The 25,653-nt window shown below is 62.9% G+C and carries 19 protein-coding genes; 3 read left to right on the top strand and 16 right to left on the bottom strand.

The window, feature by feature from the left end:
• On the top strand, positions 1–1,020 hold a 1,020-nt coding region (locus OK351_RS02620; RefSeq protein ID WP_265155774.1), incomplete at its 5' end, for a LysM peptidoglycan-binding domain-containing protein.
• Between the two features lie 81 nt (positions 1,021–1,101).
• Here OK351_RS02620 and OK351_RS02615 read toward each other — a convergent pair.
• The 5 genes from OK351_RS02615 to OK351_RS02595 form a co-directional block, all read right to left on the bottom strand.
• Positions 1,102–2,580: a sensor histidine kinase gene (locus OK351_RS02615; RefSeq protein WP_265155773.1), complete on the bottom strand. Its 1,479-nt coding sequence runs from the start codon at positions 2,578–2,580 to the stop codon at positions 1,102–1,104.
• Between the two features lie 7 nt (positions 2,581–2,587).
• Positions 2,588–7,399: an NAD-glutamate dehydrogenase gene (locus tag OK351_RS02610; protein ID WP_265155772.1), complete on the bottom strand. Its 4,812-nt coding sequence runs from the start codon at positions 7,397–7,399 to the stop codon at positions 2,588–2,590.
• Between the two features lie 110 nt (positions 7,400–7,509).
• Complete coding sequence (locus tag OK351_RS02605; protein ID WP_265155771.1) at positions 7,510–8,748, bottom strand: CpaE/TadZ family protein; 1,239 nt, start codon at positions 8,746–8,748, stop codon at positions 7,510–7,512.
• On the bottom strand, positions 8,745–9,410 hold the full coding sequence (locus OK351_RS02600; protein ID WP_265155770.1) for a hypothetical protein: 666 nt from the start codon (positions 9,408–9,410) through the stop codon (positions 8,745–8,747). Before OK351_RS02600 ends, OK351_RS02605 begins: the two co-directional genes overlap by 4 nt.
• An 89-nt stretch (positions 9,411–9,499) precedes the next feature.
• Positions 9,500–10,051 carry a hypothetical protein gene (locus tag OK351_RS02595; RefSeq protein ID WP_265155769.1) on the bottom strand — a complete coding sequence of 184 codons (552 nt, stop codon included), beginning with the start codon at positions 10,049–10,051 and terminating at the stop codon, positions 9,500–9,502.
• Positions 10,052–10,227: 176 nt separating this feature from the next.
• On the opposite strand from OK351_RS02595, the gene OK351_RS02590 reads away from it, so the two are divergent.
• Together OK351_RS02590 and OK351_RS02585 are read left to right on the top strand one after the other, a co-directional pair.
• Positions 10,228–10,893, top strand: coding sequence for a LysM peptidoglycan-binding domain-containing protein (locus tag OK351_RS02590; protein ID WP_265155768.1), 666 nt, complete (start codon positions 10,228–10,230; stop codon positions 10,891–10,893).
• Between the two features lie 12 nt (positions 10,894–10,905).
• Positions 10,906–11,421 (top strand): Rv3235 family protein, encoded by a 516-nt coding sequence (locus OK351_RS02585; RefSeq protein ID WP_265155767.1) that lies wholly within the window; start codon positions 10,906–10,908, stop codon positions 11,419–11,421.
• Here the strand turns inward: OK351_RS02585 and secA are convergent.
• The 11 genes from secA to OK351_RS02530 all read right to left on the bottom strand — a co-directional run bounded on the left by secA (position 11,418) and on the right by OK351_RS02530 (position 25,652).
• Positions 11,418–14,102, bottom strand: a complete 2,685-nt coding sequence (gene secA, locus OK351_RS02580) for a preprotein translocase subunit SecA (protein ID WP_265155766.1) — start codon at positions 14,100–14,102, stop codon at positions 11,418–11,420. The two genes, OK351_RS02585 and secA, sit on opposite strands and share 4 nt — an antisense overlap.
• A 67-nt stretch (positions 14,103–14,169) precedes the next feature.
• Positions 14,170–15,408 carry a winged helix-turn-helix domain-containing protein gene (locus OK351_RS02575; protein WP_265155765.1) on the bottom strand — a complete coding sequence of 413 codons (1,239 nt, stop codon included), beginning with the start codon at positions 15,406–15,408 and terminating at the stop codon, positions 14,170–14,172.
• A 36-nt stretch (positions 15,409–15,444) separates the two neighbouring features.
• A complete protein-coding gene (hpf, locus tag OK351_RS02570; RefSeq protein ID WP_265155764.1) occupies positions 15,445–16,134 on the bottom strand; it encodes a ribosome hibernation-promoting factor, HPF/YfiA family in 690 nt (229 codons plus the stop codon).
• Between the two features lie 173 nt (positions 16,135–16,307).
• Positions 16,308–17,087: a ComF family protein gene (locus OK351_RS02565; protein ID WP_265155763.1), complete on the bottom strand. Its 780-nt coding sequence runs from the start codon at positions 17,085–17,087 to the stop codon at positions 16,308–16,310.
• Positions 17,088–17,145: 58 nt separating this feature from the next.
• Positions 17,146–18,849 carry an LpqB family beta-propeller domain-containing protein gene (locus OK351_RS02560; RefSeq protein ID WP_265155762.1) on the bottom strand — a complete coding sequence of 568 codons (1,704 nt, stop codon included), beginning with the start codon at positions 18,847–18,849 and terminating at the stop codon, positions 17,146–17,148.
• On the bottom strand, positions 18,839–20,653 hold the full coding sequence (mtrB, locus tag OK351_RS02555; protein ID WP_265155761.1) for an MtrAB system histidine kinase MtrB: 1,815 nt from the start codon (positions 20,651–20,653) through the stop codon (positions 18,839–18,841). Before mtrB ends, OK351_RS02560 begins: the two co-directional genes overlap by 11 nt.
• Positions 20,650–21,330 carry an MtrAB system response regulator MtrA gene (mtrA, locus tag OK351_RS02550; protein ID WP_265155760.1) on the bottom strand — a complete coding sequence of 227 codons (681 nt, stop codon included), beginning with the start codon at positions 21,328–21,330 and terminating at the stop codon, positions 20,650–20,652. Before mtrA ends, mtrB begins: the two co-directional genes overlap by 4 nt.
• Positions 21,331–21,470: 140 nt before the next feature.
• Entirely contained in the window at positions 21,471–22,535 is a 1,065-nt protein-coding gene (locus tag OK351_RS02545; RefSeq protein ID WP_265155759.1) for a uroporphyrinogen decarboxylase/cobalamine-independent methonine synthase family protein, read from the bottom strand.
• On the bottom strand, positions 22,528–22,899 hold the full coding sequence (locus OK351_RS02540) for a chorismate mutase (protein ID WP_265155758.1): 372 nt from the start codon (positions 22,897–22,899) through the stop codon (positions 22,528–22,530). Before OK351_RS02540 ends, OK351_RS02545 begins: the two co-directional genes overlap by 8 nt.
• Before the next feature lie 93 nt (positions 22,900–22,992).
• The gene (locus tag OK351_RS02535) at positions 22,993–24,669 is read right to left on the bottom strand and encodes an ABC transporter ATP-binding protein (RefSeq protein ID WP_265155757.1); all 1,677 of its coding nucleotides are present in this window, start codon (positions 24,667–24,669) and stop codon (positions 22,993–22,995) included.
• On the bottom strand, positions 24,666–25,652 hold the full coding sequence (locus OK351_RS02530; protein ID WP_265155756.1) for an ABC transporter permease: 987 nt from the start codon (positions 25,650–25,652) through the stop codon (positions 24,666–24,668). The genes OK351_RS02535 and OK351_RS02530 overlap by 4 nt, the downstream gene beginning before the upstream one ends.
• Position 25,653 lies beyond the last annotated feature (1 nt).

Here is a 25,653-nt window from a genome sequence, read left to right as displayed (position 1 = left end):
GCGCTGGGCGTCTCCCTGACCGAGGTCCGCAAAGCCGCAGGCAACCCCTCCGGCGACCGGATCACCATCGGACAGAAACTGAACTTCGGATCCAGCGGATCATCCTCAACAAAGCAGACCTCCACGGGATCAACATCATCCGGTGCCTCGAGCTACACCGTCAAGGCCGGCGATACCCTGGGCGCTATTGCAGTCCGCCACGGCTTGAGCCTGAGCAAGCTGCTGAGCTTGAACAACCTCAACGGCAAGTCGCTGATCTACCCGGGTGACAAGCTCACCCTCACCGGTGGTTCGTCGTCCCAGTCGGCTCCCAAGGCCGAAAGCGCACCGCAGCAGAAGTCCGAGTCAACCAGCAGCTATACAGTGAAGGCCGGGGATACCCTGGGCGGAATCGCCGCTGCCCACGGTATTTCGCTCAGCCGCCTGTTGGATCTGAACCCGCAGATCAGTTCGCAGACTCCGCTGCAGATCAATACCAAGCTCACCGTTAGCGGTTCAGCAGTCAAGCCCAACTCTAGCCAAGAGTCGGAGCAGAAAATCGGCAACACCTTCCTTGGCCGCACCTATCCCGACGCCACAGTTCGCAGCGCCAATGAGAACAAGCGGTACCTGGATTCCATCTCCGTGCCAAGTAAGGGCGAGATGCAGTCCCTGATCCGCAGCACCGCGCAGAGCATGGGTGTGGATCCGGCCTTGGCCTTGGCCCACGCCCACCAGGAATCAGGATTCAACCAGCGAGCAGTGTCTCCGGCCAACGCCATCGGCACCATGCAGGTAATCCCGAGTACCGGTGAGTGGATGTCGACCAGGGTGGGCCGCCAGCTGAACCTGCTTGATCCGCGGGACAACGTCACCGCCGGTGTCGCGACCATTAAGTACAACCTCGACAACGCCGCGAACCTGGATCAGGCCATCGCCGCCTACTACCAGGGGCTCGGCGGCGTACGCAAGTACGGCATGTACTCCGACACCAAATCCTATGTAGCCAGCGTCAAGGCCCATATGCGCCTCTACCGCTGATATCGCCTTGTACAAAAGGGGGTGGGGTGGAAACCGAACGGTTTCCACCCCACCCCCCTTTTTGGAGTTCATCTGTGCGGGCTAAGACGCCGGTTTACGCAGCTCCAGGGGCATTTCGATGACCACTTTGGTTCCCTGCCCGTCGGCCTGGGTCCACAGGATCTCACCACGCAGCTCGCTGGTCACCAGGGTCCGCATGATCTGCAATCCCAACCCCTCGGTCACCTTTTCCTCCGGCATCCCGTGCCCATTGTCGCTAACGCCCACCCGCAACCAGTTCTGGTGGTGTTTGGTGAAACGTTCGGCCACCAGGCTTACCTGGCCATCACGCCCAGCCAGCCCGTGTTCCACGGCATTGGTTGCCAGCTCGTTGATCACCAACGACAACGGGGTGGCCAGTTCGGCAGGTAACATTCCGAATTCGCCTTCGCGTACGGTCTGTACCCGTTGGCCCGGCGAGGCGATCTCCACGATCAGGCGGAACTGCCGGTCCATGAGGTCATCGAACTTGACCGTCTCGTTCAGGCCCTTGGACAGGAACTCGTGTACCGAGGCGATCGTGGCAACCCGGCGCATGGCCTGTTCCAGCCCCTGTTTGCCTTCCTCGGTGTGCATCCGGCGCGACTGCATGCGAAGTAGTGCGGCTACGGTCTGCAGGTTGTTCTTCACCCGGTGGTGGATTTCACGGATGGTGGCGTCCTTGGTGACCAATTCCTTTTCACGCCGGCGCAGTTCCGTCACGTCGCGGCAGAGCACCAGGGCACCCCAGCGACGTTTTTCATCGCGCAAGGGAACTGCCCGCAAGGACAGGTTGACTCCCATATATTCGACTTCGGTGCGCCAGGGCATTTTTCCCTGCAGGACCAAAGGCAGGGTTTCATCGATAACACGACGGTCGCTGACCAGTGCCATGGTCACATCGGATAGCGACTGCCCCTGGAGGACCTCGGCGGCCCCCAGGCGGCGAAAGGCCGAGACCGCATTGGGGCTGGCGTATTCGACGACACCACTGGCATCCAGCCGGATGAACCCGTCCCCGACACGTGGCGCACCACGCCGCGAGCCGGTGGGGCTGGCAAAATCCGGCCATAGACCCCGAGTGCCCATGGTCAACAGGTCCTCGGCGCTCTGCCGGTAGACCAGTTCCAGATTCGATGCAGTACGGCTGGAGGCCAGGTCGAAATGCGAGGTGATGACCGCGACCTTGCGTCCCTGTCGAACCAGGGGGACCGCCTGGACGGTGCTTTGGCCTGCCAGATCCAGCGATTGCTCGATTGAGCGTTGCAGGGTACTGGTTTCCCAGGCGCGGTCTACCATGATCCTCAAGTCCTTGCGGATCCGCTCCCCCACGAAGTCGGTGTGGAAGGCGGTATGCGAGGTTGAGGGGCGCACATGGGCCAGGGCCACGTAGGACCCGTCCCCGGTGGGGAACCAGAGCACCAGGTCGGCGAATGCCAGATCCGCAACCAGTTGCCAGTCCCCCACCAGCAGGTGGAGCCAGTCCTCATCACCGGGCCCGAGCCGAGATTGGTTCCGCAGTTGCTCGGTGATGAGGGCCATGGTGTGTTTACTTCCTCCGGACGATCGAACGCAGCAGGCGAAGGGCCACGGACAGCGACGACATGTCATCGCGTTCCAGGCTGTTCACTTCTTGGAACATCTTCTTCGCACGATCAAGGTTAGCCGCGTTTGCTTCCTCCCATGCCGCAACACGCGCATCGGCGGACTGAAGCTGCCCGGCCACGTCCAGGACGTCCCCGGTCATGTCGATCACCGTGGCATACAAATCATCACGCAATGCCGCCCGGGCCAGCGCCTTCCAGCGGTCGGTGCGCGGCAACGCGGTGATCCGGTTGAGCAGCGCATCGATTTCGAATCGGGCGAAGAGGGCGAAATAGGTGGTCGCAACCTTCTCTGCATCGGACCCGGTACGGAAGATGAAGTCGGCGATGTCCAGCAGCGTGTAGGACTCGAACTGCGCCGCCCAGTGCGTGGCCTGTTCGCTGGTCAGCCCGTGTTCCATGGCATCCTGGCGCCAGGTGGTGAACCGGGCCGCGTCGACCCCCCGCAACAGCTCCGGGAGCTGGCCGCGCAGGTCCTGCACAATTGCGGCGTAGCGGTCCACCAGCTCGCCGACACTCTGGCTCAGATCAGCATGGTTCAGCATCCACCGGGTGGCCCGGTCCAGCAACCGACGCATGTCATGGTGTTGACGGCTCCAGTATTCGAGGTTCGACCCTGCGGGTTGCTCGTTGATCTGCTGGAACCAGCGCTCGAACTCGTAGATCTCACGCAGTACGCAGAAGACCTTGGCAATATGCTCTTCACTCGCGCTGGATTCCTCCATGGCCCGGAAGATATAGGTGATGCCGCCGATGTTCACGATCTCGTTGGCCACCACCGTGGCGATGATCTCGGCACGCAGCGGGTGGGCATCCAGTTCATCGCCGAACCGCTCGACCAGTTTGGCCGGGAAATAGCGTTTAATCGTGGCCAGGAAGTAGTCGTCCTTGATCAGCTCCGTCCCCGACAGCGACTGGGCCAATTGGATCTTCGCGTAGGCGGTCAGCACTGCCAGTTCCGGGGTGGTCATCGATCCCCCGGCCGAGCGGCGTGCTTCGAGATCCTCGTTGCCGGGTAGGAACTCCAGAGCACGATTCAGGTCCGCGTGTTCCTCCAACCAGTCCATGAGCCGGCCATAGGCCGGGGACCAGGTGCGGGCCGCGTGCTTCTCATTGAGCAGCAAGACATTCTGGTCGAAATTGGTGCGCAGAACGAGCTCGGCGACATCGTCGGTCATCGAAACCAGGAAGTCGGCACGCTCCTCGGGCTCGATGGCACCGGCCTTGACCTGACGATCCACGAAGATCTTAATGTTCACCTCACGGTCGGAGGTGTCCACCCCCGCGGAGTTGTCGATGGCATCGGTATTGAGAATCACCCCGCCATTGGCTGCCTCGATGCGTCCGAGTTGCGTCATGCCCAGGTTCCCGCCCTCGCCGATAACCCGCGCCTGGACCTGTCGTCCGTCGATGCGGATCGCGTCATTGGCGCGATCGCCGACTTCGCCGTGGCTTTCCGTGCTGGCCTTGATGTAGGTGCCGATTCCGCCGTTGTACAGCAGGTCGACCTTGGCCGAGAGGATCGCCTTGAGCAGGTCATTGGGGGCCAGCGACGTGGTCTCGGCCGGCAGGCCCAACAGCTGCTGGATCTGCGGGCTGAGCGGCACCGACTTCAATGAGCGGGAGAAGACCCCGCCGCCGGCTGAAATCAGGTCACGGTTGTAGTCGGCCCAGCTCGAACGCGGCAGGTCGTACAGGCGTTGGCGTTCAGCGAAGGACGCTGCAGGATCCGGGTCCGGGTCCAGGAAGATGTCCCGGTGGTCGAAGGCAGCCACCAGTTTTACGGTACGGGTGCGCAGTAAACCGTTGCCGAAAACATCCCCGGACATGTCGCCGATCCCGACTGCGGTGAACTCCTCGCTCTGGGTATCGATGCCCAATTCGAAGAAGTGGCGCTTCACCGATTCCCAGGCACCGCGCGCGGTAATGCCCATGCCCTTGTGGTCATAGCCCACCGAACCGCCCGAGGCAAAGGCGTCGCCGAGCCAGTGGCCCATCTCCTCGGAAATCGCATTGGCGGTGTCTGAGAAGGTCGCGGTGCCCTTGTCCGCGGCTACCACCAGGTAGGTGTCGTCCCCGTCGCGGCGCACGACGTCAACCGGCGGGATGACCCGCTGGCCCTGCTCATCGGTGACGATGTTGTCGGTCAGCTCCAGCATGGTGCGGATGAAGATCCGGTAGGAGGCCTTGCCTTCCTCGATCCAGGCGCCACGGTCCACGGCGGGATTGGGCAGCTGCTTGGCGTAGAAACCGCCCTTGGCGCCGGTGGGCACGATCACCGAGTTTTTCACCATCTGGGCCTTGACCAGGCCCAGGACTTCGGTGCGGAAATCCTCTCGCCGGTCCGACCAGCGCAGGCCGCCTCGAGCCACGGCACCAAAGCGGAAATGCACTCCCTCGACACGCGGGGAGTATACCCAGAATTCGTGCTTCGGGCGTGGGAAAGGGGCGAAGTCGATCTCGTTGGGTGCCAGCTTGAAGCCCAGCGCGTTGCCCACGGCGTAGTAGTTGGTGCGCTTGGTGGCTTCGATGACCTTGACGAATCGGCGCAGCAGCGTATCCGCATCCAGTGTCGGCACGGCCTCCAGGGCTGCGGTGATCTGCTCGTGGGCTGCCTGCCGTGCACTTTCCGATGCCTCGGCCGAAAGCTTCGGATCGAAGATGGCGTGGAACAGGCTCACGATTCCATGGGTGACCGCGGCGTTGGAAACCAGGGTGCTCGCGATGAAATCGGTGGAGTTCGGAACCCCGAGTTGGAGCAGATAGTGGGCGTACGCGCGGAGCATCGCCACTTCGTTCCAGTGCAGTCCCTCGCGCAGGACCAATGCATTGAGCTCATCGGATTCGGCGGCGTTGCGGACAACGGCGGAGTAGGTCTCGGCCAGTTGTTCCTGCACGCTGGCAAAGTCGATGTCCTCATCGATCTTCAGCCCCATGTCATAGATGTAACGTTGTTCCCCGCCCTCGGGTTTGAGCTCGAACGGGCGTTCGTCAACGACCTCCAGTCCCAGATCCTGCAGAACCGGAAGGATCCGTGAAAGCGTCAGCGGGCGGTTCACATAGATCTTCATGCGGACCGTGACCGGGATGTCCTCGTTCTGTTCGACCGGTTCGTAGAAGGAGACTACCGGCCCATCCTGGGTCGGCTCATCAAGCTGCGCCAGCCGCTCGATATCGGCCAGCGCGTCTTCGACTTCGAACTGCACCTTGTAGGCCTCGGGGAAGGCCTCGGACCAGGACCGGGCCAGGGTGCGCGCCTGGTCAGGGTCCAGCTGGTCGTGGGCGGCATCGCCCACGGCTTCGCCCCAGGAACGTACGGCCCGTGCCACATCGGTTTCCAGGGCCTTGCGATCAATCACCGGTGCCAGGCCATGGCGCTGCAAACGGATGCGGTAGAACAGTCGCACCAGGGTGGAGTCGCCCATCATCACATCGTGTTCCATGGAATCCGGGTTGAAGGCGCGTTGCAGCACCCCTTCGATGCGCTGGCGCACCAGGGTGGAGAAGCGGTCACGCGGCAGGTAGACCATCACTGACATGAAGCGGCCGTAGTCATCGGAGCGCAGGAATACAGAGGTACGCCGGCGTTCCTGCAGGCGCAGGATCCCCAGGGCGGTCTGGGTCAGGTCCTCAACGGAAATCTGGAAGAGTTCATCACGTGGGTAGGACTCCAGGATGGTGACGATGTCCTTGCCCGAATGGGAGTCCGGGGCGAAACCGGCATGTCTCAAGACCGCGTCCACCTTTTCGCGGACCAACGGCACGGTGGTGACACTGGAGGTGTACAAGGTCGAGGCGAACAGGCCGATGAAGCGGCGTTCACCGTTGACCTCACCGTTGGCGTCGAAGCTCTTGACTCCCACGTAGTCCAGGTAGGTGCCGCGGTGCACTGTTGACCGGGCGTTGGCCTTGGTGATCACCAGCGCCCGCTTGTCGCGGGCGGTGTCGCGTCCGCGCTTGGTCAGGTGCAGGGGCCCGCGGTCATCCACGTCTCGCATCACACCCAGGCCGCTGCCGGCACGCGCGCGCAACACATCCTCGCCGAACTCGGTGACCAGCTCGTAATCACGGTAGCCCAGGAAGGTGAAGCGCCCATCTGCCATCCAGTTCAGCAGTTCCACGGCCTGGTCCAGGTCCGGTAGCTCGTCGGCGCCGGTGATACGCGGCAATGAGGCGGCGATTTCGGTGGCACGATCAAGCATGATCGGCCAGTCCTCCACGGCCTGGCGTACATCATGCAGGATGCCGATCAGTCCGGCACGGATCTGTTCACCCTGTTCCGGGTCGAGTTCGCGGTCCAGTTCAATGGAGATCCAGGATTCCACGGCGGTGTGGGTGCCCTGCATGGTCAGGGTGCTCAGGTCCGAGAGTGCGGCGGTGTCTCCACTGGCCACGTGCTGGGCATCGGTGGGGGTCAGTGAACGGATCTGGTCGGTTCCGGTATCCCGGGAGACCACGAAGGTCGGGTGGACGACCAGGTGGATCGGCAGTTTCTGGCGAACCAGTTCGGTGGTGACCGAGTCGACAAGGAAAGGCATGTCGTCGGTCACGATGAACACCACGGAGCGACCGGCAGCGGACTGCAAGACGACGTTCGCGGTCTGGGGCTTCCTGGTAAACCCGATTTCCAGGTGGGTTGCCACGCGATCCTCCAGCTCCCCCGGCTGGTAGGCGGCAAAATCCTCCCTGGCTATTTGCTTGTAGTACTCACTGATCAGATCGTTGTTGAGTGTCGCATTGACGAATGCTTCTGACACGACCGATTCCGACGAGTTCAACTGAACGCCTCCAAGAGTGAAGATCAACGATTCGCTCCATTGCGAATACACGATTGTCTCCAGCCTATCGCGTTTTTTCGTGGGTCACTTCACATCTTGGATCGCCAGCTGGGCCCTTTGTTTGACCCTGTGCGAAATGGAAGATTCTTCTGGGTCAGGGCACGGATTTCTGAGCGTAATGCACAACGCGGAGCCAGCTCCAGCAGCGCGCTGCCGGCCAGTATTGCCGCCTGGCAAGTCTGGTGGTCATCGGGCAGAAACCCGATAATCGGGTAGGAGGGGCCGAACCGCTCCCAGGCCTCGGAGACCCCACGCCGCGGACTGCGGCCTGCGGCGGCGGTACCGATCTTGTTGAAAAGGATCCGCAGCGGGGCTGCCACCTGCTGCTCGTTCAGCTCGTCGATGGCACGGATGGCACGGGGAATCCCGACGCTGTCGGCCGCGACGACCATGAACACCTCGTCGGAAAAGTGCAAGGCCTCCACCGTGACCCCGTTGCGTTGCGGGGCCCGGGTGTCGAAACTGAGCTGCTCATCGGTCTCCACCGGCGCAGCCACGTCCAGCACCACCCGGTCATAGTGCTGTTTGAAGACCCCCACCGCCCGGCGCAGCGACGCGGCACGGATCTCCGGCCAACGGCTGGCCCGCGGGATCCCGGAGGCAACCGTCAGTACCGCGGATCCCACTTGCAGCGACTTGCATACGGATTCCAGCCGTGCGACGTCATAGTGGCCGGTATCCACTACCCGGCAGATCTGCGCGACGGCGGCCGACTCGTCGAGTAATCCCAGTTGGACGGCGATCGACGCACCGTAGGTGTCGGCGTCAATCAGGATCACCTTCTGCCCTGCGACTGCTGCCTCGACCGCGAAATTCAACGCGAGCGTGCTGCGTCCCGGCGCCCCCACGGCACCCCAGAACGTCGTCACGCTGCCTTTGGCGCGCTCCTGTCGAGGCACCCCGTCCTCCGTGCCGGGATTCGCACTATCCACTGCATCCAGAAACTGCCTCAGCCCACGGGTGATGAGGCTTTCCAGTTCCGCGGCACTACCGCTTGGTGTCGCACTGAGTACCCCGGGGGTGCTCACCGGCTTGTCGTCCAGCAAGACCAGGACCACTTCATGCTCACGCACGTAGTCGACCTGTTCCATGGGCAGCATCAACTCCGGGTCCGAGACAATAAGCGCCTGTCCCACACCCGCGGCGCAGGCTGCCACCGCTTCGGAGATCTCCTGGCAGACCCTGGCCACCATGAGGTCCCCACGGTAGCTTTCGATCCGGTGCACCAGCTCCGGGTTCTGGCCCAGCACCACAACCGGAATGCTCATCGGGAGTCACCAGCCGGGTTGTAGACCACGATAATCCGTGATTCGTTGGCCAGAGCCTGAAGCAGGGGTTCCAAGTGGTCCGGTTCCACCAGCAATTCGAGGTTGACCCCGCGCTGGCCGACCAGACCCGCCGCTCGCTCACTACGGGCCGAGACTTCCATGAGGTTGGCCAACAGCTCCGGGGTGCCGTACGTGGCCGACCCCGGCTCGCGTTGGGCGATCCACACATCCACCCGGCTACCCGGGGTGATGGCCGGGGAAAGATCCACCGGCAAATCGATGTTGATCGGACGGCGTGAGCCCAGTTCACTGCGCGTGATGAAATCCTGGGCGATCAGTTGGCCGGCACCAATGTAGGTGTTGGCCCGCACCCCGTCCATCGCCCCGTCAGCCGCCGGAAGATAATGCCGCAGCGACTCCCCCAGCTGCACCTGGACGACTTCGGTATTGGTGTCCGTGATCGGCTCACCGAGGGTGATATCGGTCTTGGCCACGTAGACACCAGTTCGTTCGTCCATGGCATTAACCAGGAAAACGATGCCGACAATCGAGGCAGCCACCAGCAGCAGTCCCAGCAACAGACGGGGCTCTTTCCACCCAGCCCGGCGCAGCCGGGGTGCCGTAGCCGCCGATTTGTGCACACTTCGCTGTTCTGCAACCACGATTTTCACCTTGTCTCGATGTCTCGCATGGTGCTGGTGAGCCTAATCGAAGAAGCCCTCCGGCGGAAGAGCCGCCCTGGGACTGTGGATTACTCGATAGCCTGCGTGACGATCCAGGCCACGGCGGAGTACGGGATCAAGACCTGTGCTTGGATGCTGCGTCCGCGCGCGTATTCGTCACGGGGATGCACACCGAGCACGAGGAAATCCTCGGCTGCCTGCTGCAGGGTTCCTTCGCCCAGACTGCGCCCGTCCATACCGTAGACCCCCACCGGCGTCCTGTCCCGTAGTAGGGCACGGATCACGGCAGCGAATTTGGTCCGGACCAGGACCGCGGGATGGCCACCGCGCCGGGTAGGCAGGATGAGGGACTGCACTGCCGCCCGGCGAATGAGCCACCTGTTCGAGGAATCCTCCAAGCACAGGTAGTCCGATCCCACCGGTCCGACCACTCCGCTCACTTCCGCTGAACCACACAGGCGCAGCGACACCGGTAGGCCGCGGTACCCCGTCAATCGTTCATCCAGCGTTTGACGTGCCTGCTCCACCCGCGTTGACTCGGCGATTTCCTCACGAAGTTCCCCGGCGAGCCTCGCCTCCAGCTGCGCCTCCAGATCCGCAAACAGTGTTTCCCATCTCATGGAGCCACTCTACGTTTTTCACAATTTTCCGCCAAGAGCCTTCTCTTAATCGGATAAAAGTGCGACTATCAATATCAAATAACATCAAACAGGATCAAACTAGGAGATCTGATGTCATGTGGAACATGGGAAGGTTTGCACTCCTACCGGCTACGTTCGTGGTTTTCGGCATCCTAATGTCGCTGGCACTACGCCAGCTGAACCAGATACCGGTTGCCTCATGGCGGAACCTGAACCTTCCGCCCCAGACCGGAGTTTTCCTCCAGGCACTGATACTGGTCGCCATCATCTACATCCTCTGGCTTGTTGTGGGGCTACTGCTTCAGTACGCCTCGATCTGGGCGGCCCGCACCGGTCGGACACGACTTGCACAACGGCTCCATCGGAATTCGCCGCGGATCCTGCGGGGCCTGGCCGTGTCAGCGCTCAACACCGGCCTCCTGGTCGGATCGTCCGTGGTACCGGCATTTGCCGCCCCCGGAGTGCAAACCAGCCAGTTGGAGGAACCGGCGGCCGATACGAATTCGGATGCCGGGCCTCGAACGGCAACGCTCGTCCCGGTTCCCAGCTGGCTCCCGCACAATACGGCGGTCACCTTCTCCCGTTCGGTGGGCAGCCCAGCCCCACAGGTCGGTTCCCGGCAAGTCGTTGAGGAAGTGGTGGTCCTGTCCGGGGACACCCTATGGGATATCGCCCGCAAACGCCTGGGGCCCAGCGCCAGCATCACCGACGTGGCTGTCTACTGGCCTCGGATCCATGCTGCGAACCGTGAAGTGGTAGGCCCAGACCCGCATTTTCTGCGAATTGGCACGGTCCTGCTATTACCCACCCCCGGAAATTGAAAGGTGTAGATCATGTCGCTGACCGCCCAACCACTGCGTCCCGTTGCACCCTGGCACTCGCATCCGGCAGCAAACCTCACCGTACGGCTCTCCGGCGGAACCGCGTACCATCCCTTGCGCCATGAGTCGCCGACACAGATCGCCAAACCCATGGACCATATTTTCCACCGTGCCCCGGTTCCCCGCACCACCAGGCTGGCCGCCGTGCACCTGTGCCATGCGGTGGCTCGGGCCGTGTTCGAGATCCTGGCCGGACACCGTGGCCTGTGGCAACTGAACTTCGCCGTGGAACCGCGTTGTATCGAAAAGCTCAAGTGCCAACAACTCATCGAGACCAGGGCCCTGACCCTGGATCCTGCGGAGGGAACCAGCCATGGTTGTGTGCGCACCATCAGGATGGAATTGACGGCTTCCGGCGCCTACGAATGTGCCGCTGTGCTTGCGTTTAAACACCGCGTCCGTGCCGTGGCCCTGAAATTGGAGCCATGGCACGGACGGTGGCAAGTGACCGAACTGGAAGTTCTCTAGCGCTTCTTGTTCTTCTTGGATTTGCTTCCGCCAGCGCCGGCGGCCACCTTCTTGTTCTTGTTGCCAGAAGCTTGTTCTCGCTTCGTGCTGGCTTCGCCGTCCTCGTCCGGGCCGGTGAACTGGAGGTTGCGGGGCTTGGCCGGTTCGACCAGGGCACCGTTGATTTCCTCCGGCTTCTTCTCTCCTGTCGGCAATTCCAGGTGGAACAGGGTGCCGATGGAATCCTCCCGGATACCCTCCATCATGGTCAGGAACATGGTGTAGCCCTCGCGCTGGTATTCAACCAACGGGTCACGCTGGGCCATGGCACGCAGGCCGATACCTTCCTTGAGGTAATCCATCTCGTAGAGGTGCTCCTGCCACTTGCGTCCAATGGTCGAGAGCACCACACGGCGTTCGAGTTCGCGCATCGTCTGCGCGCCGACAGCCTCCTCGCGCGCTTGGTACTGCAGTCGGGCATCGGAAAGCACCTCGGTCTCGATGAATTCGGCACTCAGGTGCGAAACTCCCCCGGCTTCCTCGACCAGGTCATCCACGGTCAGAGCGATCGGGAAGACCTGCTTGAAGTTGGTCCAGAGCTGGCGCAGATCCCACTCATCCGGGTGACCGATCTGGGTGGCTTCCAGCACCATGGCCTTGATGACATCTTCCAGGAAGTGCTCGACCTTCTCGTGGATATCGTCGCCTTCCAGGATGCGGCGGCGGTCGGTGTAGATGGCCTCACGCTGGCGGTTCATCACGTCATCGTATTTCAGCACGTTCTTGCGCTGTTCGGCGTTCACGCCCTCGACCTGGGCCTGGGCGGACTCGATCGCCTTGGACACCATCTTGGATTCCAGGGCAACGTCATCGGGCATGGAGGGGTTATTCATGATCCGCTCAGCCATACCCGAGTTGAAGCGGCGCATCAGGTCATCGGTCATCGACAGGTAGAAGCGGGACTCACCGGGGTCGCCCTGGCGCCCTGCACGACCACGCAGCTGGTTGTCGATTCGACGTGACTCGTGGCGTTCGGTCCCCAGCACGTAGAGGCCACCAAGTGCCGAGACTTCCTCAGCATCGCGGGCCACGGCCTTCTTGGCGTTGGCGAAAACCTCATCCCACTGGGCCTGGTACTCCTCGGGATTGTTTTCCGGGTCCAGTCCGCGCCGTTCCATTTCGGCCACGGCGATGAACTCGGCGTTACCGCCGAGCATGATGTCGGTACCACGGCCGGCCATGTTGGTGGCCACGGTGACCCCACCCTTCTTACCGGCCATGGCCACGATCGCCGCTTCACGTGCGTGGTTCTTGGCGTTGAGCACTTCGTGGCGGATTCCCTGCTTGGCCAGCAGCCGCGAAAGGTACTCGCTCTTTTCCACGCTGGTGGTGCCCACCAGGATCGGCTGCCCGGTCTTGTGTCGTTCGGCAATGTCCTGGACGACCGCGTCGAACTTGGCGATCTCGTTCTTGTAGATCAGATCCGATTGGTCCACACGAACCGCAGGACGGTTGGTGGGGATTTCCACGACACCGAGCTTGTAGGTGCCCATGAACTCGGCGGCTTCGGTTTGCGCGGTACCGGTCATGCCCGAGATCTTCTCGTACATGCGGAAGTAGTTCTGCAACGTGATCGTGGCCAGGGTCTGGTTCTCGGCCTTGATCTGCACCCCTTCCTTGGCCTCGATGGCCTGGTGCATACCCTCGGAATAGCGGCGCCCCGCCAATGCGCGGCCGGTGTGCTCGTCAACGATCATGACCTCGCCGTTGACCACCACGTAGTCCTTGTCCTTCTTGAACAGTTCCTTGGCCTTGATGGCGTTGTTCAGAAAGCCGATCAGCGGCGTGTTGGCCGCCTCGTAGAGATTGTCGATGCCCAGGTGGTCCTCGATCTTTTCGATCCCGGGCTCCAGCACACCGACGGTGCGCTTCTTCTCGTCCACCTCGTAGTCGGTGTCGCGTTCCAGCGTGCTCATCATCTTCGAGAACTCGGTGTACCAGCGGTTCACATCCCCGGAAGCCTGCCCGGAAATGATCAGCGGGGTACGGGCCTCGTCGATGAGGATCGAGTCGACTTCGTCGACGATCACGAAGTGGTGTTCGCGCTGGACCAGTTCCTCTTTGCTCCACGCCATGTTGTCACGCAGGTAGTCGAAACCGAACTCGTTGTTCGTCCCATAGGTGACATCGGCTTGGTACTGCTTGCGCCGTGTGGCCGGATCCATATTGGACATGATGCAACCGGTGCTCATCCCCAGGAATCGGAAGACACGGCCCATCAAATCCGACTGGTATTCCGCCAGGAAGTCATTGACCGTGACCACGTGCACGCCCTTGCCGGTCAGCGCGTTGAGATAGGCCGGGGCCGTGGCAACCAGGGTCTTACCTTCACCGGTACGCATTTCCGCGATATTTCCCAGGTGCAATGCGGCGCCACCCATCATCTGCACGTCGAAGTGACGCATACCCAGCACCCGGTCTGCAGCTTCACGCACAGCGGCAAAAGCTTCTGGGAGCAGCGAATCCAGGGATTCCCCTTCGGTATACCGCGCCCGGAACTTCTCGGTTTCCCCGCGAAGTTCCTCGTCGGTCATATCGCGAAATTCGCTCTCCAACGCATTGATTGCGTCCGCGTAGACCCGGAGTTTTTTCAGGATCTTCTTGTCGCCGGTACGCAAAATACGTTCTAGCAATGATGCCACGTGGTAGCTCCCAATATCTCAAGCACAGTAAATTCTGGCGTTCCCCAGTCTACGTGAGTAATCCTGCCTACAAGCTCATTTCCCGTCTGGGTTTGGCATTTGCGGCTAAAGTCCATGGGCTGCACAGCACCTGCTCAGGTCCAACATGCACCCGCTCCAGTTGCAGCCACCCCGCCATGCGCCACAACTCGTCGTGGGTGCTGCTGAGCAGATCGTCGCTCGGATCCCCCTCGAAATACAGGGCCTGGACCCGCAGCACCCCGGCCCTCCGATCGGCTTTGAGGTCCACCCGGCCCACGAATTCATGCCCATAGAGGATCGGGAACACATAGTATCCGTATAGCCGCTTGGAGCTGGGCACGTAGATTTCGATCCGGTAGTGGAAACCGAACAGGGACTGCAATCGGGCGCGGTTGAAAACCATGGAGTCAAAGGGCGAGAGGATCCGTACGGTCCGGGTGATGCGGCTGGGAACCGGGGTGCCACGGGGCATGAACAGGTGTCCGGGCTGGCCCTGTACCCGCACCGGCTCCAGCTCCCCTGCCTCCACCAGTTCCCGGGCGGTTTGCCTGACCGGCCGCAGCGGCAGGCGGTAGTACTCGGCGATGCACTTGTCGCTGGCGATCCCCAAGCTGCCTGCCGCAGCCCGCACCAGTCGGCGCAGTGATTCATGCCGGTCATGCGCCGGGTGCAGTTCCTCCAGGTCCACCACCTGCCCGGCAAGGGCGAATCGCCGTTCGAACTGCCGGTTGCGGCCCAGGCTCAGTATCTCCGCGTTCCAGAAAAGCGACTCCGTCACGAGCTTGGTGTCGTTCCAGTTCCACCCCCAATGGGTTCCTTCCGTGTTGCCAGGCACCTTCAAGGCATTGCTGATATCACGGGCCGACGAGCCGGGGTGCTCACGCAGGTAACCCCGGACGTCCTCAAGCAACGACCGTTGGGCATCGGTAAACATCGCGGATTGGTCTGCCCAATGTCCCCGCCGCCAACGCCGCAGGTCGCCGATCAGCTCGCTGCGGACGAAGCTGGCTTCATGCCCCCAGTACTCGGTGACACCGCTGCGTGAGGTGGACACCAGCTCGTCAAGGTCCTCGGTGCGGTAGGGTCCCAGTCGGGCGAACAGCGGCTGGTAGTGCGCCCGGCAGACCACGTTGACCGAGTCCACCTGCGTTTGGCCGATGCCCCGGAAGACCTGGGCGATCCGTTGCCGGGAGCTGGCCGCGTCGTTTCGCTGTCCGGTTAAACCCTGAGCGGCCACGGCGATCCGTTGCGCCTGTTTCAGGCTCAGATCTCCGTGGCCGCTCATATGGGTCAGTTGGCTACCGAATTGGTGCGGTTTGGACTAGCTCACCGAGGCGTCGCGGTATCCGCGGACTTCGGTTGGCAGTTCATCGTCCTCATTCAGCGACGGATCGAGGGTGATCACACCGTACTGGTACTGGTGACGGCGGTAAACCACCGAATGGGACCCGTTGGCCTCGTCGATGAACAGGTAGAACGGGTGGCCGACCAGCTCCATGCGGTCCACCGCGTCATCGATGCTCATGACCTCGGCGGGGAACACCTTGCGTCGGATCACAACCGGGGTGTATTGCGAATCCTCTTCCTTCGCAGCGGCCTCGGCGGCTGCCTGGTTTTCCAGGGTCTGCTCCACCAGGGTCTTGTCCGTGGAGATGGTCGGAAGGTTACTGGTCGCCTCGTGAACCGCCACCGGGGTGTGGTTGCCGCGATGGACCTTGCGCTTGTCGCGCGCCTTGCGCAGGCGTTCAAGCAACTTGGAGAATGCCACATCAAAGGCCGCAAATTTGTCCGCGCCAGATGCCTCCGCGCGAATCGCCGGTCCCCGGCTGACCACGGTCAGTTCCACCGACAGCGCGGTGGACTGGTTACGGGCGTGGGCTTCCTTGACAACCTTGACATCGATCCGCTGCACCTTGGTGGTCAATTGCTCGACCTTCGTCATTTTCTCGTCCACGTATTCGCGGAAACGATCGGAGACGGTGATGTTGCGGCCGCTGTAATTCAGCTCCATGGTGTCCTCCAAAATAGAGTCGGGTGACACAACAATCCGGGATTTTCTCAGCTCCCGGACTGAAGATGGGCCTTCGCTGCATCTGTGATGCAACCCATACTTCACCATATGCCACATCGCTGAATATTCCACTATCAGACGCCCATTTTTCTTATCGCGGTCAGCATAATCGGCTACCGCGCGTCGCCCTGGGGAGCCGGCGTCAGCGCCACGACCAGCGCGCCGATCACCCGGTATCCGGCTGCCGTGCAGATCTGGGCCGCCGCCGACAGGGTGGCACCGGTGGTCAGCACGTCATCGACCAGCAGTATTTGTTGCCCTTCATGAAGCGCATCGAAGGCGAAGAGCGCCGTATTGGCTTCGCGGCGCTGGCGGCCGCTTCGCCCCTTTTGCGCCGCGGCGAAGGAGTTGGCCAACCGGTATTTCAGGATGGGCCGGCATTCCAGGGACGGCCCGAGCATTCCATGACCTGACGCGTAACGCAGTATCTGTTGGACCGGCCAGTATCCGCGGGTGGCCTGCGCCTTGTGGGAACTGGGCACCGGAACCAGCCAGATGGAACGGCCCGCAGGTTGCGGCGGGCACAACGTGTTGGCCAGGGCCGCCAGATACGGCGCAAAAAGCTCCGCAAGGAATAGCCGCTGGTGGTTCTTGAACGCCAGGATCGCCCGGGCCAGCTCGTTGGCGTACATCCCTGCCGCACAGGCGAGGATGCCGCGCTGGTACGCGGGCAGCTCGACGACCATCCGCAGCTGCCGTGGCACCGGCGGGTAATGCAGCAGTCGGTTCAGCGTGCTCCGGCACTGCCGGCACAACCGCTGGTCCGCGGTCTCGCACACCGCGCAACTGGTCGGCAGCAGCAGGTTCAGGGTTTCGGTCACAGCCCGTTCGGCGGTGCGTGCCGGCGTGCTGAGTGCGAGATCGTCCACGATCCGGTCCCATTGTGATGCCATGGGACCATCCTGCCTGTTCCGGGACGGACATTGCCGGTGCCGGCACAGGCTGTGGAAACTATCCCGGGTAGGAGACGTCCGCGGCGAAATCCTCCAGCACCCGCCAGGTGTTGCCTACCCGGGTGTGCAATTCACCCAGGGTTCCGGCGTAAACCGGGCGCCGTTCGCCAACACCCACCGCCAGGTTCACCATGCCCAGTAGCGGGGAGAACTGTTCGCTGCCGCCGGAGAAGGTCACCAATTCGGCTCGCACCGACTCGTTGCGGCCCAGTTGCGCCACGATAATGGACTGGTCGGAGTTCCACAGGGCGGTATTCGCCGGAACGCTGGGGAAGATCTCCATGGGGTGTTCGCTCAAGCCGCGGGGCACCCCATCGGTATCGCGAACGATCCCGGCCACCAGCACCCGGGTGCGTTCCTCGTCATGGACCACCAACAACGCCCGCGAACCGTCACGGGAAATGCGTAGCGAGTCCACCGATTCCCCGCTGAGCCAGCTGACAGTGATGGGGCGGGTCTCCCCCGACACGTTGGGATCGGCCGGGGCCACGATGATCGGATTGCTTTCGGAATTATCCGCCGTCCAGGTCCACCCGGCGACGTCCATGGACGGGCGCAGCAGGTCGGTGCCGCTGGCGATCTGGGTTACCTGGCCATGTTCGTCAACACCCATCAGTCGTGTGCCGTCACCGGAAAGGAACGCGAACCGGTTTCCCACCGGTGCCATGGCCGGTGCACGCGGCGAATACTGCGACAGATCCGGCACCCCTCCGACGGGTATGATGCTGCGTCCCTTGACGTACACCAGTCGGTCATCCTCCAGTCCCACCAGGGTATCGGGGGTGCTCGGGTTGATCTGCGGCTCAACGTAGTCCGTGGCCAGGGGACCGATGATCACATCGGACTCCTCGGATTGCATCTGGACCCGTTCGACCGAGGTCAGTTCATCCAGGGAGGCCGAGAGCTGGCGTTGCATCAACTGCTTGGCCAAGTCAGAGCTGTCCTGGAAGGTCTCGGCGTTCAGGTCCACCGTGGCCGTACCGTCCTTGACCGGAACCGCGGAGCGCATCAACGAGCTGGCTGGCGAGAATGCGGAGAGGACCGCATTCTCCAGGTGCGGTGCGGGGCCAGCGAGCAACGCCTCCACGATGGAGGTCGCCGCTCCGCTACGCGAGGAGAACCAGCGGATGTCCGGAACCAGGTAGTTGTAGCTGGAGTCATAGAAGTACAGCGATCGCGGGGCGAAGATCCGCTCGAAGTAGCTGGTCTCGAGCATGATGCCGTCCGGGGTGTTGGAGATCCGCCACTGCCCGTCGACCACGGTCAGTTCGATATCCACCGCACGGGTCGAATGCGGCGGGTACTCGGTGCGGATCCCGTACTGGTCAACCTCGGCGGTGATTTCCAACTGGACGGTGTAGCGGTTTTCCGACTCGGCGCCGATGATCGAGCTGGCATCGTAGACCAGCGTACGGGTGGTGCCCTTCCATTCGTTCTTCAGCTCCGGGGCCATGAATTCGCGGGCCACCGCGTAATCCTGGGCCAATGAGATGCCCGCTTCCATGAAACCTTCGACAATGCTGCGCGGGCTGGCCCCTTCGGTGGGACCAAGCGCGGTGAAGCTGTAGTTGTCCAGTTCCTCGTCGATGGGCTGCGATTCGATCTGCTGCACCGGCGAGCTACGCGGTATCGCGGCGCAGCCGGAGAGCACCATCAGGCCGGTCAGGGCCACGGCGATGATCCGGTAGAGGTTACGCGCCATCGGTGTCTGCTCCTCCTGCCCGTTTCTTCTCTTCGATCGTCGGATCGGCGATGTCGTCATCCAACACATCATCCAGCAGCAACGGTACGAACCCGATCTTGGGCAGTTCGCCGGTGAGCGGGAAATGCTCCGGGATGCTCGCCCCGCTCAAATCAGGCACCGCGCTGGGTTCCAATGGTATCGGTGAACTGGTGATGGTGCCGCCCGGAGTGCGCGGCAACGTCAGACGGAAGTTGGCTCCCACACCGGGGGCGCCCCAGACTTCCAGCCGTCCCCCGTGCAGGGCCGTATCCTCCTTGGCGATGGCCAGCCCCAGACCGGAACCACCGGTGGTGCGTTTGCGGGCCGGGTCGGCCCGCCAGAACCTGTCGAAGACATGGGCCAAGGCCTCTTCACTCATCCCGATTCCGTGGTCCCGCACCGAGACGGCCACGGCATCCTCGTCCTGCCCGATCGTGATGTCGATGGGGTGACCTTCACCGTGTTCCGCGGCATTAAGTACCAGGTTGCGCAGGATCCTCTCGACGCGACGCGGGTCCAGCTCCGCCACGCAGCCCGATCCGCTGGTGTTCAGGCGCAGCACCGAACCGTATTCGTCGGCCACCGGGGTGGCGGTATCGATGACCTTGCGCACAATGGTGCCCAGGTCGGTGGATTCGCGGTCCAGTACGGCCACGCCGGCGTCGAAACGCGAGACCTCCAGCAGGTCGTTGAGCAGGTTCTGGAACCTCTCGATCTGGTTGTACATCAATTCGGCCGAACGCGAGGTCATCGGGTCGAAGTCCTCGCGGGCATCGTAGATCAGCTCTGCGGCCATGCGTACCGTGGTCAACGGGGTACGCAATTCGTGGGAGACGTCAGAGACGAAACGCTGCTGCATGGCCGAAAGCTGATTCAGCTGGGTGATCTGGTCCTGCAGGGAGGCGGCCATGTGGTTGAACGCGGTGCCCAGACGGGCCACCTCGTCCTGACCGGCCACCTTCATGCGCCGGTCCAGGTCCCCTGCGGCAATGCGTTCCGACACGTAGGCGGCATCGGCGACCGGGCGGACCACGGTCCGGCTGACCGACCAGGTGATGACCCCGACCACCAGCAGCAGGATCAATCCGGTCAGGATCATGGCGCGGTTGATGAACTCCAAGGTGTTCTGCACGCTGCTCAGGTCGTAGACCAGGTACAGCCCGTAGTCCACTCCGGGTGGCAACAGGACCTGGGTTCCGAAGATGATGCCCGGCACCTGGTCGGTTCCGGTGCGGATCTCCACGGAGCGCCAGAAGATACCCGGATCGTTCATGACCCGTTCGGCCAGGTCCTCCGGGATGATCCGGCTGGTGAGCTGTCCCGAGGCGGTGGGTGCCACGTAGATGTTCTCGTCTCCCGGGAACGGCACCAGCACGAAGTCGCGCACGACGCTGGCCCCGTCGCCTTCCAGGGTACTGAGCGTGCTGTTGACCAGTGACTGGGTGGACACCCTGTCGGTGGTGGCCGCCGATTCGAAGATCGAGCGCGCCTGGCTCAGGCCCCGTTCGGATTCAGTGGCGATCTGGTTGAAGCGTTCGGTGAACAACGTATTGGCGATCTGGTTGGACAGGAACGCCCCGGCCGCCAGCAGCGCCAGCGAGGTGAAGAGCAAGGTGGAGGCCACCGTACGGTACATCAGGTGGCGGTTCCAGCGACGCCGCAGGACCGTCAGGGGACGAAAGACCCAGGCCTTGAGACGGTAGAACCGCGGAGCCCGGGGAAGTTCCGCGTTGCGCACGTCGACCGGGACTAGTTCTTTTCCGGTCGTTGCGCGCTGGTTCAACTTGACGAACCAGCCTTGTAGCCGACCCCGCGAACGGTCTGGATGATTCCCGGCTTCTCCGGATCCTTCTCGATCTTGGACCGCAGGCGCTGCACGTGCACGTTCACCAGCCGGGTATCTGCCGCATGGCGGTAACCCCACACGGCTTCGAGCAATTGCTCACGGCTGAAGACCTGCCATGGCTTACGTGCCATGGTGACCAGCAAATCGAATTCCAGCGGGGTCAGTGAGAGCACCTGCTCGCCGCGGGTCACGCGGTGTCCGGCCACATCGATGCTCACATCCCCGACGTTCAGTGTCTCGGCCGTATGCGTTTCGGCCGGGCGCAAGCGTGCGCGGACCCGGGCCACCAGTTCGGCCGGTTTGAACGGTTTGGGTACGTAGTCGTCCGCCCCGGATTCCAGGCCGCGCACCACATCGGCGGTGTCCGATTTCGCGGTGAGCATCACCACCGGCACATCCGATTCGGCGCGGATCAGCTTGCAGACCTCGATCCCGTCGATTCCGGGCAGCATCAGATCCAACAGCACCAGATCCGGGTTGGCTTCGCGGAAGGCTTCCAAGGCTCCAGATCCCTCATAGCAAAAGACCGGTTCGAATCCGTCGTTCTGCAGAACGATGCCGATCATTTCCGACAGCGCCTCGTCGTCATCGACGACCAAGATCTTCGCCTTCATTCAACTTCCCCCTGAAACCAACATATCGGTGCATGGCACGAGCACAGCATACCGCCGGGTAAGTTCTTTACCCCATTGTTCTTAAGATACATGAGAACACGCCGGTTTCCCCCGGTGGCCCCGGAGCTTGGGCGTGTAACCTAGGCGTCGATCCGTGTTTGCTCAAGGGCTTGGGCATAACCGGTGAGGCTTTGCAGGCAGCGAAGGACCTCACCGGGACTGCTGGTGCGGAAATCCCCACGTGGCATCAGCCGCAAGGCGGAGAGTGTGGCCGGTTCAAGGCCCAGCGTGCGCCATGGTTTGAGGAGGTCCTTGACCCCTTGGACCACGCCCGGCGGTCGCTGCGCGGGGTCCAATGCCTCCAGGAAGACCTGGCCACCGGACTCAACCAGTCCGGCCATCCGCTCCCATTGTCGGTAATCCAGTGTCCGCGGATCGAAGATCATCCCGGTGATTCCGGCCTGCTCCAGCAGATCCACGCGCTCGCGCCACTTCGGGTCGGCTTGCGGCAGGCCACTGATCCAGGACACCTGGTGTTCGGTTTCGATGGTTTCGACCAATTCCTTCAACCCCGTACGCACCTCCTGCCGTGGTAGCGAGCGCAGGGTCCGGTAGCCGCTGACGGTGGGTATGGTTCCGTCCAGGACCGCCGGCAACTGCTCTTCGCACAACTGCAGGGTGAAGTGTTCCAGCGAGGTGATGCGCCGCACCCGGGTGAGCCAGTCCCCCAGTCCATGGGTGTAGGCCTGGATGACATCGCGGCGGGCCCCGTGATCGCTGATCACGCGCTCGCCATTGGACAGGTACAGGTTGGCTGCCAGCGTCCAGGGGCCCATGATGGAGAGCTTGATGCGCCGTGAGACGGACTTCTCCGCTCCGATCACGTCGGCCAGCAGGTTCTCGTCGCTGCGCAGCAGCGAACGGGCCCGGCGGGCGTCGATCCCGTCCGCTACGCCCACACGCCACCCATGCGGTTGCAGGTCGAAGCCGAGTTCAGTGATCAGCGCGGCGCTACGGGCGACCGGTTCGGCCCAGATCCCGCGCTCGGGTAGTTCGGGCAACACCGCAAGGTTCGGTTCGCCCAATTCCCCGCGCACGACACGGTGCACCTCCAGGGCTTCCTTGCCGGCAAAGGCGGCATGGCAGGTGACGTGCACCGACTCCTCGGCCGCGGCCACGGCATCGGATGTCGGCGGGTTATCCATTGTGGTGTGATTCCGAGATGTTCTGGTGGTGGCGGATGACCTCGGAAATGATGAAGTTCAGGACCTTCTCGGCGAATTCCGGGTCGAGGTGCGCTTCGCGGGCCAGCTGGCGCAGGCGCTCGATCTGCGACTTCTCCCGATTGGGATCGCTCGGCGGCAGCTGGTGCCGGGCCTTCAGGTGTCCGACCCGCTGGGTCGCCTTGAAACGCTCGGCCAGCAGGTAAACCAGCTGGGCATCATAATTGTCGATGCTGCCACGGATGGAATACAGCTCCTCCAACACGCTTTGCTCAACCTCGCCGCGCAGGGAACTTGAGTGCGGGTCGAAGTCCGTGGCCTCGGTATTGTTATTCGGCTCGCTCATGCGCCCAGTTTACTTCCACCGTGGTCATAGTACGCATTCGATGACTTTGGACCCGCCGACAGGATGTTGTCGACGGGTCCATCGGATGGCCGGTCAGCTGTTCCGGTTCAGCTCCTCGATCAGCGCCCGGCGTTTGGCCTGCTCGCGGGGGTCCGGTACGGGCAATGAGGCGATCAGGCGCTGGGTGTAGGGGTTCTTCGGTGCACTGAGCACCGCGGAACCCAACCCCTCCTCCACGAGCTTGCCGCGTAACAGCACCCCGACCCAGCTGGCCAGCATGTCCACCACGGCCAGGTCGTGGGAGATGAACAGGGCGGCGAATCCATGCTCCTGCTGCAGCTGCTTGAACAGCTCCAGCACCTTGGCCTGCACCGACACGTCCAGCGCACTGGTCGGCTCATCGGCGATCAGCAGCTTCGGATCCAACGCCAGGGCGCGGGCCAGCGATGCCCGCTGGCGCTGCCCTCCGGAAAGCTCATGCGGGTAGCGGCCGGCGTAGGAGGATGGCAGTTGCACCGATTCCAACAAGGCCGCGACCTTGTCCCGGGTGGCCCGCGGGGTCAGCTCGCGGTGCACGTTGAGCGGTTCGGCCACGCATTCGCCGATGGTCAGCTGCGGATTGAAGCTCGCAGCCGGATCCTGGAAGACGAATCCGATATCCTGGCGCAACGGCTTGAAACTTCGTTCCTTGAATTCGGCCATCTCATAGCCCAGCACCTGCAGGGAGCCGGCGGTCATCCTGTTCAGCCCGGCAATGGTGCGTCCGATGGTGGTCTTGCCCGAACCGGACTCCCCCACCAGGCCGTAGACTTCGCCGGCATGGATCCTGAAGGACACTTCGTCGACCGCGGTGAACCCCGGTGCCCCCAACCGTCCGGGATAGTGGATGTACAGGTCCTTGGCCTCCACCAGGACCTTGCTTTGCGCGTGCGGGCGTTCGGTGAGCCCCTCGGAGGCGCTGTTGCGTCCCAGGTGCGGCACCGCGGCCAGCAGCGAACGGGTATAGTCCTGGCCGGGGTTCTCGAAAAGCGTGGTGGCCGCGGCCTGCTCGACGACCAGTCCCTTGTTCATGACGATCACCCGGTCGGCGATATCGGCGACCACCCCCATGTTGTGGGTGATGATCACGATCGCGGTGCCCAGTTCGTCACGGACCTCACGCAACAGGGCCAGGATCTCGGCCTGCACGGTCACGTCCAGGGCGGTGGTCGGTTCATCGGCGACGATCAGCGAGGGTTTCATCGCCAGTGCGGCGGCGATGACCACGCGCTGCTTCTGTCCGCCGGAGAACTGGTGGGGGTAGTAGTCCACCCGCCGTTCGGGGTCCGGGATGCCCACCTGGCCCATCGCCTCGATGACGCGGGAGCGGGCTTCCTTCTTGCTCATCCTGGTGTGCGCGCGGATCCCTTCCATGATCTGCCAGCCCACGGTGTACACCGGGTTCAGTGCGGTGGACGGCTCCTGGAAGACCATGGACACATCGCGTCCACGGGCGGCCCGCAGCTGGGCTCCGCTGGCGGTGAGCATGTTCTGCCCCTGCAGGTAGACCGCCCCGCGGGCGGCACCGTTCTCCGCCATGATGCCCAGCGCGGTGCGGGCGGTGACCGACTTGCCCGATCCCGATTCGCCGACAATGGCCAGGATCTCCCCGGCCTTGACCGAGAAATCCACGCCTTTCACGGCCGGGACCGCCCCGGAGTCGGTGACGAAGTCGATGGACAGCTCGGATACCTCCAGCACCTTGCCGGTGCCTGCGTCAGTAGGGCTCATGCCTTGGTTCCCATCTGGATCATTCGTTTGGCTTTCCTGCGGCTGATCCGGCGTAACCGCGGATCGTTCAGGTCGTTCATCGATTCGCCCACGAGGGTCAGTCCCAGCACGGTCATCACGATGGCCAGCCCCGGGAAGAGCCCGGTCCACCAGATGCCACTGGTGGCATCACTCATGGCGCGGTTCAGGTCGAAACCCCATTCGGAGGCCGCGGTCGGTTCGATGCCGAAGCCCAGGAAGCCCAGGCCTGCCAGCGTCAACAGTGCCTCGGAGGCGTTCAGGGTGAAGATCAGCGGCAGGGTGCGGGTGGCGTTGCGCAGCAGGTGGGTGAACATGACCCGCCAGCCGCTGGCGCCGATCACCTGGGCGGATTCCACGAAGGGCTCGGCCTTCAGGCGGATCACCTCGGCACGCACCACCCGGTAGTACTGCGGGATGAACACCACGGTGATCGAGATCGCCGCGGCCATGATGCCGCCGAACAGCGAGGATTGGCCCTGGGAGATCACGATGGACATCACGATCGCCAGCAGCAGCGACGGGAAGGCGTAGATGGCGTCGTTCAGCACCACCATGACACGGTCGAACCAGCCGCCGAGGTAGCCGGAGACCAGGCCGAGGAACACCCCGAGGAAAATGGACATGAGCACCGCGGCGACGATCACCCAGACCGCGGTCCGGGCCCCGTACATGGTGCGGGAGAAGACATCGTACCCGGAGACCGTGGTGCCCCAGATGAACTTGTCATCGGGCGCACTTTGGCGCGGGAAGGCCCCGGTGGCGTCGGCGTTCTGGGCGAAGTCGAAGGGCGCGATCAACGGGGCGAACAGCGCGGTGAGTAGCAGCAGCGCGGTTAGCGCCAGCCCGGCGATCAGCATTCCACGCTGCAGTCCGGAGGACATGCGCAGGTGCGATACCACCGGCAAGCGCAACCACCAGGGCGCGCCGATCTTCGCTTCGCTCACGGGAGTAGTTGCAACCATC

Origin of the sequence: Glutamicibacter sp. MNS18 (assembly GCF_026107515.2) — a bacterium.
Lineage (GTDB): Bacteria > Actinomycetota > Actinomycetes > Actinomycetales > Micrococcaceae > Glutamicibacter.
Note: the sequence above shows the minus strand (reverse complement) of the source record. Positions and strands in the feature narration are given on the sequence as shown.